At 70.8% G+C, this 13709-nt stretch carries 14 protein-coding genes and 1 pseudogene; 9 read left to right on the top strand and 6 right to left on the bottom strand.

Annotated elements, in window-relative coordinates; all coding sequences use genetic code 11:
- The 8 genes and pseudogenes from DQP57_RS24445 to DQP57_RS24410 form a co-directional block, all read left to right on the top strand.
- Positions 1-287: pseudogene (locus DQP57_RS24445) on the top strand (cytochrome ubiquinol oxidase subunit I); the annotation flags it as partial.
- A gap of 13 nt (positions 288-300) precedes the next feature.
- The gene (gene serB / locus DQP57_RS24440; RefSeq protein ID WP_112635241.1) at positions 301-1539 is read left to right on the top strand and encodes a phosphoserine phosphatase SerB; all 1239 of its coding nucleotides are present in this window, start codon (positions 301-303) and stop codon (positions 1537-1539) included.
- A gap of 45 nt (positions 1540-1584) precedes the next feature.
- Positions 1585-2427 carry an ABC transporter ATP-binding protein gene (locus tag DQP57_RS24435; protein ID WP_112635239.1) on the top strand — a complete coding sequence of 281 codons (843 nt, stop codon included), beginning with the start codon at positions 1585-1587 and terminating at the stop codon, positions 2425-2427.
- Entirely contained in the window at positions 2424-3242 is an 819-nt protein-coding gene (locus DQP57_RS24430) for an NUDIX hydrolase (protein ID WP_112635237.1), read from the top strand. The genes DQP57_RS24435 and DQP57_RS24430 overlap by 4 nt, the downstream gene beginning before the upstream one ends.
- Positions 3239-4003, top strand: coding sequence for an enoyl-CoA hydratase (locus DQP57_RS24425; protein WP_112635247.1), 765 nt, complete (start codon positions 3239-3241; stop codon positions 4001-4003). The genes DQP57_RS24430 and DQP57_RS24425 overlap by 4 nt, the downstream gene beginning before the upstream one ends.
- Before the next feature lie 10 nt (positions 4004-4013).
- Positions 4014-4985 (top strand): class I SAM-dependent methyltransferase, encoded by a 972-nt coding sequence (locus DQP57_RS24420; RefSeq protein WP_112635243.1) that lies wholly within the window; start codon positions 4014-4016, stop codon positions 4983-4985.
- Positions 4943-6178, top strand: coding sequence for a class I SAM-dependent methyltransferase (locus DQP57_RS24415; RefSeq protein WP_240631871.1), 1236 nt, complete (start codon positions 4943-4945; stop codon positions 6176-6178). The genes DQP57_RS24420 and DQP57_RS24415 overlap by 43 nt, the downstream gene beginning before the upstream one ends.
- Positions 6179-6248: 70 nt before the next feature.
- Positions 6249-6932, top strand: coding sequence for an esterase (locus DQP57_RS24410; RefSeq protein WP_112635235.1), 684 nt, complete (start codon positions 6249-6251; stop codon positions 6930-6932).
- Here DQP57_RS24410 and DQP57_RS24405 read toward each other — a convergent pair.
- The gene (locus DQP57_RS24405; RefSeq protein WP_112635233.1) at positions 6929-7318 is read right to left on the bottom strand and encodes a DUF6264 family protein; all 390 of its coding nucleotides are present in this window, start codon (positions 7316-7318) and stop codon (positions 6929-6931) included. The two genes, DQP57_RS24410 and DQP57_RS24405, sit on opposite strands and share 4 nt — an antisense overlap.
- A gap of 18 nt (positions 7319-7336) precedes the next feature.
- Complete coding sequence (locus DQP57_RS24400; protein ID WP_240631870.1) at positions 7337-8608, bottom strand: PQQ-binding-like beta-propeller repeat protein; 1272 nt, start codon at positions 8606-8608, stop codon at positions 7337-7339.
- Between the two features lie 146 nt (positions 8609-8754).
- Between DQP57_RS24400 and DQP57_RS24395 the strand changes: the two genes are divergently transcribed.
- On the top strand, positions 8755-9492 hold the full coding sequence (locus DQP57_RS24395; RefSeq protein WP_064952277.1) for an acyltransferase: 738 nt from the start codon (positions 8755-8757) through the stop codon (positions 9490-9492).
- Here DQP57_RS24395 and DQP57_RS24390 read toward each other — a convergent pair.
- The 4 genes from DQP57_RS24390 to DQP57_RS24375 all read right to left on the bottom strand — a co-directional run.
- Positions 9489-10040 carry a DUF4333 domain-containing protein gene (locus DQP57_RS24390; protein ID WP_112635229.1) on the bottom strand — a complete coding sequence of 184 codons (552 nt, stop codon included), beginning with the start codon at positions 10038-10040 and terminating at the stop codon, positions 9489-9491. The genes DQP57_RS24395 and DQP57_RS24390 overlap by 4 nt on opposite strands.
- Before the next feature lie 261 nt (positions 10041-10301).
- Entirely contained in the window at positions 10302-11630 is a 1329-nt protein-coding gene (locus tag DQP57_RS24385; RefSeq protein ID WP_112635227.1) for a cryptochrome/photolyase family protein, read from the bottom strand.
- 2 nt (positions 11631-11632) lie between these two features.
- Positions 11633-12112: a TspO/MBR family protein gene (locus DQP57_RS24380; protein WP_112635226.1), complete on the bottom strand. Its 480-nt coding sequence runs from the start codon at positions 12110-12112 to the stop codon at positions 11633-11635.
- Positions 12109-13709 (bottom strand): MMPL family transporter (locus DQP57_RS24375; protein ID WP_112635224.1); only part of this gene is annotated, 1601 nt, incomplete at its 5' end. The genes DQP57_RS24375 and DQP57_RS24380, both read right to left, overlap by 4 nt.

The raw sequence follows: 13709 nt of genomic DNA, 5'->3' as shown, positions 1-13709 counted from the left end.
TCTGGAACGTCTTCAAGAGCTGGCGGTACGGCGAGGTCGTCACGGTCGACGACCCGTGGGGCTACGGCAACTCCCTGGAGTGGGCGACCAGCTGCCCGCCGCCGCGGCACAACTTCACCGAGCTGCCCCGGATCCGTTCGGAGCGCCCGGCATTCGAGTTGCACTACCCGCACATGGTGGAGCGGCTGCGCGCCGAGGCGCATGTGGGCCGCCACGCCACGGCCCTCGAATCGCCGAAGGGCTTCGGTCCGCGCACCGAACCCGATCGCTCGACGCCTCAGCAGTAGGGCGGCTATCGGGGTGAGCTCACCACCCAAGGTGTCGGTGCTGATCACCGTCACCGGCGTGGACCAACCGGGCGTGACGGCCACCCTGTTCGAGGCGCTGTCGCGGCACGGGGTCGAGCTGCTGAACGTCGAACAGGTGGTGATCCGGCACCGCCTGACGCTGGGCGTGCTGGTGTGCTGTCCGACCGAGGTCGCCGACGGTGCGCAGCTGCGCCAGGACGTCGAATCGGCCATCCGCAAGGTGGGTCTCGACGTCACCATCGAGCGCAGCGACGACGTGCCGATCATGCGGGAGCCCTCGACCCACACCATCTACGTGCTCGGCCGGCCCATCACCGCCAGTGCGTTCGGGGCGGTGGCCCGCGAGGTGGCCGGGCTCGGCGTCAACATCGACCTGATCCGCGGTGTCTCCGACTATCCGGTGATCGGCCTGGAGCTGCGGGTCTCGGTGCCGCCCGGTGCGGACGGGGCGCTGCGGACCGTCCTGAACCGGGTGTCCAGCGAGGAACAGGTCGACGTGGCGGTCGAGGACTACAGCCTGGAACGACGGGCCAAGCGGCTCATCGTGTTCGACGTCGACTCGACGCTGGTGCAGGGCGAGGTGATCGAGATGCTGGCGGCCCGCGCGGGCGCCGAGGGCAAGGTCGCCGCGATCACCGACGCCGCGATGCGCGGCGAACTGGACTTCGCGCAGTCGCTCGAGCAGCGGGTGGCGACGCTGGCGGGCCTGCCCGCCAGCGTGATCGACGAGGTCGCCTACCAGCTGGAACTGATGCCCGGGGCCCGCACCACGCTGCGGACCCTGCGCCGCCTGGGTTACGCCTGCGGCGTCGTGTCCGGCGGGTTTCGCCGGATCATCGAGCCGCTGGCCGAGGAACTCATGCTGGACTACGTCGCGGCCAACGAGCTCGAGATCGTCGACGGCACACTCACCGGGCGGGTGATCGGCCCGATCGTCGACCGGGCCGGAAAGGCCACGGCGCTAAGGGACTTCGCGAGCCAGGTCGGGGTGCCGATGGCGCAGACCGTCGCCGTGGGCGACGGCGCCAACGACATCGACATGCTGGCCGCCGCGGGGATGGGGATCGCGTTCAACGCCAAGCCCGCGCTGCGCGAGGTCGCGGACGCGTCGCTGAGCCATCCCTATCTGGACACCGTGCTGTTCCTGCTCGGCGTGACCCGCGGCGAAATCGAGGCCGCCGACGCCATCGACGGCGAGGTTCGCCGGGTCGAGATCCCGCCCGAGTCGTAGCGACCCGGCAGGTATTCGGGCGTCGCGGTACGGCACGATGGTCGGGTGCCCGAAAACGGAAGCGAGTCAGCCGACCCCGATCTGCTGCTCGATTTCAGGCAGGTGTCGCTGAAGCGCGGCGGCAACGTGTTAGTGGGGCCGCTGGATTGGACGGTCGAACTCGACGAACGCTGGGTGATCGTCGGGCCCAACGGGGCCGGCAAGACCTCGCTGCTGCGGATCGCCGCGGCGGCCGAACATCCCTCGTCCGGCGTCGCTTTCGTGCTCGGCGAGCGGCTGGGCCGGGTCGACGTGACCGAGCTGCGATCCCGGATCGGGCTGAGCTCCTCGGCCCTGGCGCAGCGGATCCCCACCGACGAGGTGGTGCGCGATCTCGTCGTCTCGGCCGGTTACGCGGTGCTGGGCAGGTGGCGCGAGCGCTACGAGGACGTCGACTATCGGCGGGCCATCGACATGCTGGAGAGCCTGGGGGCCGAGCACCTGGCGGACCGCACCTACGGAACCCTGTCGGAGGGTGAGCGCAAGCGGGTGCTGATCGCCCGCGCGCTGATGACCGATCCCGAGCTGCTGCTGCTCGACGAGCCCGCCGCCGGTCTGGACCTGGGCGGGCGCGAGGAGCTGGTCGCCCGGCTGGCCGACCTCGCCGCCGACCCCGACGCCCCCGCGCTGGTGCTGGTCACCCATCATGTGGAGGAGATCCCGCCCGGGTTCAGTCACTGCATGCTGCTCTCGGAAGCCGAGGTGGTCGCCGCGGGCCTGCTGACCGACGTGCTGACCGCCGAGAACCTGTCCACCGCGTTCGGCCAGGCGATCGCCCTCGACGTCGTCGACGGGCGCTATTTCGCCCGGCGAGTCCGCACCCGCGCTGCCCACCGGAGGCCGATATGACGTCACCCGACGAAGCCCCGCTGGTCGCACGGCCGGCGGCGACCGTGATGCTGGTGCGCGACGACCCGGGCGGCATCGCGGTGTTCCTCATGCGCAGGCACGCCAAGATGGAATTCGCCGCCGGGACCATGGTGTTCCCCGGCGGCGGCGTCGACGAACGCGACCGCAACGCCGACATCGCGTGGGCCGGGCCGCCGCCGCAGTGGTGGGCGCAGCGCTTCGGCATCGAACCCGACCTGGCCGAGGCGCTGGTCTGCGCCGCGGCCCGCGAGACGTTCGAGGAGTCGGGGGTGCTGTTCGCCGGGCCGGCGGGCGCACCGGACAGCATCGTCGAGGACGCCTCGGTCTACGGCGACGCCCGCCGCGCGCTGGCCGACGGCACGTTGTCCTTCGCGGACTTCCTGCGCCGCGAGAAGCTGGAGCTGCGCTCGGATCTGTTGCGGCCGTGGGCCAACTGGGTCACACCGGAGGCCGAGCGCACCCGGCGCTACGACACCTATTTCTTCGTGGGTGCGCTGCCGCGCGGGCAGCGCGCCGACGGGGAGAACACCGAGTCCGACCGGGCGGGCTGGACCACGCCGGAGGCCGCGATCGACGACTTCTCGGCCGGCCGCAGCTTCTTGCTGCCCCCGACCTGGACGCAGCTGGACTCGCTGGCGGGCCGGACCGTGGCCGACGTGCTGGCCGTCGAGCGCCAGATCGTGCCGGTGCAGCCGCATCTGGAAATCCAGGGCGACAACTGGGTGTTCGAGTTCTTCGACTCCGACCGCTACCACCAGGCGCGGGAAGCGGGCGGCATGGGATGGCGGCATTGAGCGAGTTCATCAGCGTCGTGGTCAGCGACGGGTCGCAGGACGCCGGGCTGGCCATGTTGCTGCTGTCGCGCCCCCCGACGAACGCGATGACCCGCCAGGTCTACCGGGAGGTCATCGCGGCGGCCGAGGAACTGGGCCGGCGCGACGACGTCGCCGTGGTGATCCTGTTCGGCGGCCACGAGATCTTCTCCGCCGGCGACGACATGCCCGAGCTGCGGACGCTGCGGGGAGCCGAGGCCGAGAGCGTGGCGCGGGTCCGGCAGGAGGCCATCGACGCCGTCGCGGCGATCCCGAAGCCGACGGTCGCCGCGATCACCGGATACGCGTTGGGCGCCGGCCTCACGCTGGCGCTGGCCGCCGACTGGCGGATCAGCGGGGACAACGTGAAGTTCGGTGCGACGGAAATCCTGGCCGGACTGATGCCCGGCGGCGACGCGATGGCTCGCCTGACCCGGGCAGCCGGCGCGAGCAAAGCCAAGGAGCTGGTGTTCAGCGGCCGCTTCTTCGACGCCGAAGAGGCCCTGGCGCTGGGCCTCATCGACGAGATGGTGGCCCCCGACGACGTGTACGACGCCGCCGCCGGGTGGGCGCGCCGCTTTCTCGCCGGGCCGCGGCACGCGCTGGCCGCCGCCAAGGCCGGGATCAACGACGTCTTCGACCTGGCGCCGCCCGAACGGCTCGCCGCCGAGCGCCGCCGCTACGTCGAGGTGTTCTCCGCTGGTCAGGGCGGTGCCGATCGGGCGGATCCCGGCGGCCGTTAGGCTGCCCTGCATGACCAGTTCGACCGACGCCGTTCCGACGCCCCACGCCACCGCCGAGCAGGTGGAAGCCGCCCGGCACGACAGCAAGCTGGCCCAGGTGCTCTACCACGACTGGGAAGCCGAGACCTACGACGACAAGTGGTCGATCTCCTATGACCAGCGCTGCATCGACTACGCGCGGGGCCGCTTCGACGCCATCGTGCCCGACGAGGTGCTGCGCGAACTGCCCTACGACCGCGCTCTCGAATTAGGCTGTGGCACGGGGTTTTTCCTGCTCAACCTGATCCAGTCCGGGGTGGCCCGGCGTGGATCGGTGACCGACCTGTCGCCGGGCATGGTCAAGGTCGCCACCCGCAACGGGCAGTCGTTGGGCCTCGACATCGACGGCCGGGTCGCCGACGCCGAGGGAATCCCGTACGAGGACAACACCTTCGACCTGGTCGTCGGGCACGCCGTGCTGCACCACATCCCCGACGTGGAGCTGTCGCTGCGCGAGGTGATCCGGGTACTGCGCCCGGGCGGCCGGTTCGTCTTCGCCGGCGAGCCGACCAGCGCCGGCGACGTCTACGCCCGCGAACTGTCCACCCTGACCTGGCGCATCGCCACCAACGTCACCAAGCTGCCCGGCCTGGGCGGCTGGCGGCGCCCCCAGGCCGAGCTCGACGAATCCTCCCGTGCCGCGGCGCTGGAGGCCATCGTCGACCTGCACACCTTCACCCCGGGCGACCTGGAGCGGATGGCCGCCAACGCCGGCGCCGCCCAGGTGCGGACCGTCAGCGAGGAGTTCACCGCCGCGATGTTCGGCTGGCCGGTGCGCACCTTCGAGGCGTCGGTGCCGCCCGGGCGCCTGGGCTGGGGCTGGGCGAAGTTCGCGTTCAACGGCTGGAAGACGCTGAGCTGGGTGGACGCCAACGTGTGGCGCCGCGTGGTCCCGAAGGGCTGGTTCTACAACGTGATGGTGACCGGGGTCAAACCCTCCTGAGCGGTGGACTGCGGTTCAGCCCGGACGACGTCGGCTACCTGCGGTCCCACGCGGGTGCCGCGGCGCTGGCGCAGGTCGCCGAGCTCGAGCTGACCGACGCCACCCGGGTCGGCGACGTCGCCGCGGCGCGCGCCCGATTCGGCGACCGGGCCGCGGTGCTGGTGGAGACGGTCCTGTTGCGCCGCCGCGCCCTGGACAAGCTCGGCGGGCTGGCGGGCCCGGAGTGGCTGTTCACCGACGAGGCGCTGCAGCAGGCCACCGCGGCGCCGGTGGCGTTGCACCGGGCCAGGCGACTGGCCGGCGCCGCGCCCGACGGCGTCGTGCACGACGCGACCTGTTCGATCGGCACCGAGCTCGCCGCGCTGCACGGCTGCGGGATCGTCGCGGTGGGCAGCGACATCGATCCGGTGCGGCTGTCGATGGCGCGCCGCAACGTCGGGGAGTCGGCCTGGATCTGCCGCGCAGACGCGCTGCGACCGGTCACCCGCGACGCCGTGCTCGTCGCCGATCCGGCCCGGCGCGTCGAGGGTCGGCGGCGGTTGCGCATCGACGACTACCAGCCCGGCCTGGGCCCGCTGCTCGACACCTACCGCCACCGGCAGTTCGTCATAAAGTGTGCTCCCGGAATCGATTTCGACGAGGTGCGGCGCCTGGGCTTCGACGGCGAGATCGAGGTGACGTCGTATCGGGGTTCGGTCCGGGAAGCATGCCTGTGGTCGGCCGGGCTGGCGCCGCCCGGCGTGGGCCGGCGGGCCAACATGCTGGACCGCGGCGAGCAGCTCACCGACGCCGATCCCGGCGACTGCCCAGTGCGGCCGGCCGGTCGCTGGATCGTCGACCCGGACGGCGCCGTGGTGCGGGCCGGGCTGGTCCGCCACTACGCCGCGCGCCACGAGCTGTGGCAGCTCGACCCCGACATCGCCTACCTCTCCGGCGACCGGCTACCGGACGCCGACCGCGGGTTCGAGGTGCTCGACCAGCTGGTCTTCGACGAGCGCCGCCTGCGCCAGGCGCTCTCGGCGCGGGACTGCGGTTCGCTCGAGGTGCTGGTGCGCGGGGTGCGCGTCGACCCGGACGCGCTGCGCAAACGGATGCGGTTGCGCGGGAGCCGCGCGCTCTCGGTGGTCATCGCCCGCATCGGCGCGCGGAGCGCCAGCCGGGCGATGGCGTTCGTTTGCCGGCCCTCCCGCTAGCGCCGGGTACGCTGGCGGCGTCACTTCTCCGGGTCACCGGCCCCGGCCACTCTGCGAGGACGATTCCACGATGCGTTTTCTGATAGCCGCTGCGCTGCTGGCGTCGGCGGTCTTCCTGGGCTGGCCGGCCGCGGCCGAGCCGCCGTCGTGTGCCAGTTTGGGCGGCAGCGTCGACGCCGGCCAGCTGTGCCATCTGCACGCCACCGGCCCCAACTACACGCTCAACATGACCTTTCCCGCCGACTACCCGGACGAACAGGCACTGACCGACTACATCACCCAGAACCGGGACGGCTTCGTCGCCGTCGCGCAGAGTTCCGGTGGGCGCGACCAGCCGTACCAACTGGAGGCCACCACCGAACAGCACAGCGCCGGGCAGCCGCCGCACAACACCCGCAGCGTCGTGCTCAAGTTCTTCCAGGACGTCGGGGGATCGCACTCGTCGATCTGGTACAAGGCGTTCAACTACAACCTCGCGACCAAACAGCCCCTGACCTTCGACAACCTGTTCCCTGCGGGCGCCACGCCGCTGGACGCCATCTTCCCGATCGTGCAGCGCGACCTGGAACGCCAAACCCCTTTGGGCGCCGCCATTTTGCCGTCGACCGGGCATGATCCGACGCACTATCAGAACTTCGCCATCACCGACGATCAGCTGATCTTCTACTTCGCGCCGGGCGAGATGCTGCCGGCGTTCGGCGGCGCGCTGCAGGCCCAGGTGCCGCGCAACGCCATCCCGCCGCTGGCGGTCTAGACCGGGCCGGCCTGCAGCTCCATGGCCACGGCGCCCAGCGCCAGCGCCACCTGCGCCGCGCAACCGATGAGCGGGACGAAGAACGCCCGCCGCCGCCGCACCAGGAAGTACACGGCGACGACGATGTCGACGACCAGGAGGGCGGCGCCGCCCCAGGTGCCCAGGTTCATGGCCCGGTCGATCCAGGCGGGATTGCCGCATTGCCGGGAGCCGCAGGCGTCGGTGGTCATCACCAGCAGGCCCAACAGCGCGAAGCTGGCCGCGTAGAGACCGCCGTGGATGACCAGCAGGACGGACGTCGCCACGATGTCGGCGGTGCTGGCGCGCGGGCTTGCGGTGGTCTTGGTGGTCACGGCGCCGTGCGCCGCGGGATCGTCGATCGGCACTACAGCAGTATGTCCCGGTCAGGCCGGCGCAAAACCGTAAACCTGGCCGTCGCTGGTGGCGGCCACCACCCGGCGATCGGCGCCGACCGACACTCCGACCGGATATCCGGTCGCCGCGGGCAGCGCGGAGCTGTTCAGGGTGCGCCCGCTGCCCGGATCGAACACCAGCAGCGACATGCCGGGGGCGCCGTTCGCCGGTGGACCGCTGACCACCGTGTAACCGACGCCGGTGCCGGCCAGGCTCGACGCCGACAGGGGGAACACGTCGTCGCGGCGCCACACCTGATCGGCGTGGTCACCGGCGTCCTTGAACGCCGCCAGCCGGGTGTCGGGCCCGCCGCCCGACACGATCAGCCCCTGCGGGGTGACCGCGGGCGGCGTCTGCGCCAGGAAGCCCAGCGGCGCCGACCATTTCACTTTCCCGTCGGCGGCGCGCAGCGCCCACAGTCGCTGGTCGCGGCCGTTGACGTAGACGGTCGATCCGTCGGCCGACAGCACCGGGCTGGCGATGACGCCGGCGCCGACGGCGTCGCTGGTCCATTCGCGGGTGAGCAGCGGCGACTGCCCCGGGTGGTACTTCAGCCCCACCAGACCAGCGGCGGCAGCGCCGGGCTGCCAGACCCCGAGCACGACGATGCCGTTGGCCGGCGAGAAGGCGGGCGCGGCCGCGACCGGGCAGCCCTGGCGGGCCGGGGCGCAATCGGCCAGCCCTCGGGCGGCGTCGGTGGGGTCGACGCCGTCGACCAGGTCGAGCGGGCTCCCGCTCACCTGGCCGCGATGGGAGTCGAAGACCAGCACCTGCCCCAGGTGGGTCGCGACGAGCAGCTCGCCGTGTCCGAGGAACCGCGGCGTGGTGGGCATGCCGATCACCGGCTGGCGCCACCGCGTCCACTGGGTCACCGGGAAGGACAGCATCGCCCCGGGCTGGCCGACGTAGACGTTGTCGAAACCGTCGAGCAGTGGGCCGCCGAAACCGCCACTCTGGGCCAGCCGCACGCACCAGCGCTGCCGCCCGTTGTCGTTGTTCTCCCACTCCATCAGCGAGCACCCCGCCGAGGTCTGGGCGTTGAGGACCAGATAGCCGCGCGCGCTGAGCGCCGGCCCGGCGGCCAACGTTCCTTTGACCGACCGGGTCCATTGCAGCGACAGCTTGGTGGCGCCGCCGACGGTCGTGTAGCTGCTGTTCGCCGCGTCGGCGTACTGGGCCGGCCAGCCCTGCGCGGCCGCCGCGTCCACCCAGGTGTCGGTGTTGCCGCACGCGCCGAGCGGCACCGCGAGCGCGGCGGCCAGCGCAGCGGATGAACAACGCCGGAGCCCACTGACGAGTCGTCGGGCAAACACGTCGGTTTCCAAGTCCTTCCGCAGGGCGTTCGGCGGGTGCGGCGATCGAGTACACGTGAGGGTAGCGCTTGGCCTCTCGACTAGGCTTTCCGGCCATGACATCCATGTGGGGTGCCCCGGTCCATCGTCGCTGGCGTGGATCAAACCTGCGCGACCCGCGCCAGGCCAAGTTCCTCACGCTCGCCTCGCTCAAATGGGTGCTGCGCAACCGCGCGTACACCCCGTGGTACCTGGTGCGCTATTGGCGGTTGCTGAAGTTCAAGCTGGCCAACCCGCACATCATCACCCGCGGCATGGTGTTTTTGGGCAAGGGCGTGGAGATCCACGCGACGCCCGAACTCGCGCAGCTCGAGATCGGCCGCTGGGTGCACATCGGCGACAAGAACACGATCCGCGCGCACGAGGGCTCGCTGCGGTTCGGCGACAAGGTGGTGCTGGGCCGCGACAACGTCATCAACGCCTACCTCGACATCGAACTCGGCGACTCGGTGCTGATGGCCGACTGGTGCTACGTCTGCGATTTCGACCACCGCATGGACAACATCGACCTGCCGATCAAGGACCAGGGCATCGTCAAGTCCCCGGTCCGGATCGGTCCGGACACCTGGGTGGGCGTCAAGGTCTCGGTGCTGCGCGGCACGTCCGTCGGGCGTGGTTGCGTGCTGGGGTCGCACGCGGTGGTCCGCGGGGTGATTCCGGACTACTCGATCGCGGTCGGCGCGCCGGCCAAGGTGGTCAAGAACCGCCAGCTCGCCTGGGAGAGCTCGGCCGCGCAGCGCGCCGAACTGGCGGCCGCGCTGGCAGACATCGAGCGCAAGAAGGCGGCCCGCTAGCCGGCGGCCTGCGGCTGCTCGTCGACCTTGAAGTGGAAGTTGACGTCGCCGGCGTCGACGTTGGTCACGGTCACCAGCACGCCGTATTTGTCGGCGCCGTCGGTGAGCTGACACCGCAACGTCGCTCCCACAACGCCTTTCAAGTTGTCGGGGCAGGTCACCGCGTCCGGCTTGCGGCCGACCTGCTGGCCCACCTGGGTGCTGATCGCGCTGGCGACCTGGTTCTTGTCGACGGTCTCCACCATGTCGAACTTGACGTCGCTGCCGTTGACGTTGGTCACCGTGACGTTGACGTTGAAGGGCCGGTCCTTGACCTTCATGTCGCAGTTGATCTGCGCGCCGACCTTCGCGGGCAGATCGGTGGGGCAGTTCACCGACTCGGGTTTGTTGCCCGCCGCGTCGGTCATTTTGGCGGTGATCTGGCCGGCGACATCGCTCTTGCTCACCGAGTGCGACGTGCCGATGGAGCACGAGCAGGCGCCGATGCCCGCGGTGAGCCCCGCCGCCGCCCCCGAGATCAGCAGCGTCCGGATGATGAAGTTGGTCATCTCGCCTTTCGACTGGCTTGCCAACGATGAATTGGCTGATCGTGACATGCCCAGCGGTTTCGGGAGGACGTTTCAGCAAACGTGGGCCGGCGGGTGCGGCCGTTGCTGCCATTGCGGGTCACCACGGCCACTCGTGTCACAGCGGTAACGTCTTCGCACCATAAACCGCTTTTCGAATCCGCTAGCGCCGGTGCTAGCGGATGGCAGACGACGCACATCAGTTCGCGGAGTCGGCGGCAGCGGCGCGACGGCGAAGCGCGCTCAGATGCTCTGGTAGCGCCGCAACGCCTCGGCGCGCTCCGCGGCGTGGTCGACGATCGGCTCGGGATAGCCGTCGGGACGCTGGCCCTTGCGCAGGTGCACGTCGTCGGCCGAGCGCAGCTCGGGCACCCAGCGCCGGATGTAATCGCCCGACGGGTCGAATTTCTCGCCCTGGGTGACCGGGTTGAACACCCGGAAGTAGGGCGCGGCGTCGGTGCCGCAGCCCGCGCACCACTGCCAGCCGTGCTGGTTGTTCGCCATGTCGCCGTCGACCAGCTGATCCAGGAACCATTCGGCCCCCCATTGCCACGGCAGGTGCAGGTCCTTGACCAGAAACGAGGCCACGGCCATCCGCACCCGGTTGTGCATGAAGCCGGTGTCACGCAGCTGACGCATGCCCGCATCCACGAACGGAAAACCCGTCTCGCCGGCCTTCCACGCCTCGAAGCGGCGGGTGGCCTGCGCACCGGTGTCGGTCTGGATGCCGTCGAAATCGCTGTTCCAGTTCCGCCAGGCGCTGGCCGGCCGGTGGTGCAGCACGTCGGCGTAGAAGTCCCGGAAAGCCAACTCGCGCAAGAAGGCCTGCGCCCCGCCGCTTCGCGCGTCCAGGTCGGCGACCAGGGTGCGCGGATGAATGGCGCCGAACTTCAGATGCGCCGACATGCGGCTGGTCCCGGTCAGGTCGGGCCGGTTGCGGTCCTCGGCGTAGCTCCGTAAGCCGTTGTCCACGAACGACTTCCACTGTTTGCGTGCCGCCGCCTCACCGGCGGCCACCTCGAGGGCGGCACCGGGATCGGGGATGTCGCACTGCGTGATCGGCAGGCCCGCCGGATCCAGCCACCGTGCGGACTCGGCGGTCGACTTCGCCGGTTCGCGCCAGCCCGTCGTGCGCCACTGGCGCAGAAACGGGGTGAACACCTTGTAGGGCGAGCCGTCCGGTTTGGCGACGCGACCGGGCGAGACGAGATACGGCGACCCCGTCGCCACCAGCGGCACCGGACCCAGCGCCGCGCGCACCCGCTCGTCACGGCGCTTGCCGAACGGCGCGAAGTCTTCGGAGATGTGCACCGACGACGCCCCGACTTCTTTGACGATGCGGGGAATCTGGGCGTGGGGTTGCCCGCGCGTGACCAGCAGCCGGCCGTCGAGGTCGTCGCGCAGCCGCCGCAGTGCGTCGCCCAGGTACTGCAGTCGCCGTTGTCCCGAGGACTTTTCCAGGCGCGGATCCAGCACGAAGCAGGCGAGCACGTCGTCGTTGTCGGCCGCGGCGAGCAGCGCCGGATGATCGCGCAACCGCAGATCGCGGCGAAACCACAACAGCGCCGGCATGATTAGCGGTTGAGTCGCCAGATGTGGGCGGACAGGACGGTCGCAAAGCCACCCCACAGGGGATAGGGGAGCAGCGCCAGCCCGCCGCGCGGCGTGGCTTCGCCCGTGCGCCTGACCAGATCGGCGCTACTGGCCGTCAGCGCCGCCGCCCCGACCGTGGCCGCCCCGAGTCTGTGGTACCGGAAGAACAGCCAACTCCATCCGGCGTTCAGCAGCAGGTTCACCGTCAGCGCCACGGCGTAGCCGCGGGCCTTGTCGTGCCGCCCGGTCGCCCGCAGCCGGTCGAGGGTGACCGCCGACGTGACGGCGATGTCCCCGTAGAGCGCGGTCCACACCGTGGGGAAGGCGGCACGGGGTGGTTGGTAGGCGGGCTTGCGAAGCCTCGAATACCACCGGGACATGGCGTCGCGGCTGGCGACGCTGCCGGCTCCAGCTGTTGCGGCGACGGCCAGGCCGGTCGCGGCCAGTATCGACCTGTTCACGGCGTGCTCCGTTCTGGTTGCTTCCGGTCCGCTTGGTGCTCAACGGGTTTGGCGTGTGCCGGATTGGTCGGCCACCAGATCCGGTCGCCGATGAGGGCGAACAACGCCGGGATGACCAGCGTGCGCACCACGAAGGTGTCGAGCAGGATTCCCAGGCCGACGATGATGCCCAGTTGGGTCAACACGATCAACGGCAACACCCCGAGCACGCAGAACACCGCCGCCAAAACGATTCCCGCGCTGGTGATTACGCCGCCGGTGGCCGATACCGCCCGCACCATCGCGTCGCCGGCGCCGGGTCGCGCGGCTTCCTCGCGGGCCCGGGTGACCAGAAAGATCGTGTAGTCCACCCCGAGGGCCGCCAGGAACAGGAAGGCGAACAGCGGGGTGGTGTTGTCCAGCGCCGGGAACCCGAAGACGTGCAGGCTCGCCCACCCGCCCATGCCGAGCGCGGCCAGCGCGCCCAGGATGGTCGCGGCCAGCAGCGTCGGTGGCGCCAGTGCCGAGCGCAGCACCACATAGAGCACCACCAGGATCACGGCCAGGATCGCCGGGATCAGCAGCACCCGGTCATGCGTGGCCGCGTCGCGGACGTCGAGGGCCGCTGCGTCGGGCCCGCCCACCAACGCCGCGGGGTCGGCGGCCCGCGTCGAATCCCGCAGTGCCGCAACGGCGGTGAACGCCTGCGGGGACGCCGGTGGCGCGTCGATCACCACGGAGTACTTCGTCAGCCCGGATCCCGATTGGCCGGACTCGGTCACCGAGACGACGCCCGAGGTGGATCTGATCGCCCGCCGCAGCGCCGACGCGCGATCGGTGGCGCCGATGACCAGCGTCGGATTGGTCAGACCGGCCGGAAAATGTTGGGCCACAACGGTGTAACCGGCCACCGAGTCCGCCCGCACGCGGAACTGTTCGGTCTGCGTCAATCCGATTCGGGTTCCCAGCAAGCCGGTGCCAAGAACCGCAAGCGCGGCGACCGCGACCGCGGCCACCAGCGCGGGGCGCCGATTGACCCATGCCGCGACGCGATGCCACGCGCCCGAGTCCAGGGTGTCGTCGTCGCCCGCGCGCGGAATGAACGGCCAGAACAGTCGCCGGCCGCACAGGGCGAGCAGCGGGGGCAGGATCACGAGCACCGACATCGCGGCGACGACAAGGCCGCACGCCGCGAGCGCGCCCAGGCTGCGGGTGCTCGGCGTCGACGCGAACAGCAGGGTGAGCAACGCCAGCACCACGGTGGCGTTGCTGGCCACGATCGCCGGCCCGGCCCTGCGCACGGCCTGCCGCAGGGCGGCGCGGTGCCCGGCGTAGTGGCGCAGCTCCTGTCGATACCGGGAGATCAGCAGCAGCGCGTAGTTGGTACCGGCGCCGAACACCAGCACGCTGGTGATCCCTGAGGTGGCCCCGTCGAAGCTCAACCCGGTCAGCGATGCGACCGCCGTGCCGACCGCCGCGGCCACTCGATCGGCGAATCCGACCACGAGCAGCGGGGCCAGCCACAGCACGGGGGAGCGGTAGGTGGCGATCAGCAGCAGCGCCACGACCGCCGTCGTCACCGCGAGCAGGGTGAGGTTGGCGCCCGCGAACGCGCCGG

The sequence above is a fragment of the Mycobacterium colombiense genome, assembly GCF_003284935.1.
Lineage (GTDB): Bacteria > Actinomycetota > Actinomycetes > Mycobacteriales > Mycobacteriaceae > Mycobacterium > Mycobacterium arosiense_A.
This window is presented reverse-complemented; position numbering and strand designations above follow the sequence as displayed.

Bases quoted from the DNA above. Each gene is read 5' to 3' on its own strand.
- DQP57_RS24430 (WP_112635237.1), top strand. From the start codon at position 2,424: ATGACGTCACCCGACGAAGCCCCGCTGGTCGCACGGCCGGCGGCGACC.
- DQP57_RS24385 (WP_112635227.1), bottom strand. From the start codon at position 11,630: ATGCCGGCGCTGTTGTGGTTTCGCCGCGATCTGCGGTTGCGCGATCAT.
- DQP57_RS24420 (WP_112635243.1), top strand. From the start codon at position 4,014: ATGACCAGTTCGACCGACGCCGTTCCGACGCCCCACGCCACCGCCGAG.
- DQP57_RS24395 (WP_064952277.1), top strand. From the start codon at position 8,755: ATGACATCCATGTGGGGTGCCCCGGTCCATCGTCGCTGGCGTGGATCA.
- DQP57_RS24390 (WP_112635229.1), bottom strand. From the start codon at position 10,040: ATGACCAACTTCATCATCCGGACGCTGCTGATCTCGGGGGCGGCGGCG.
- DQP57_RS24410 (WP_112635235.1), top strand. From the start codon at position 6,249: ATGCGTTTTCTGATAGCCGCTGCGCTGCTGGCGTCGGCGGTCTTCCTG.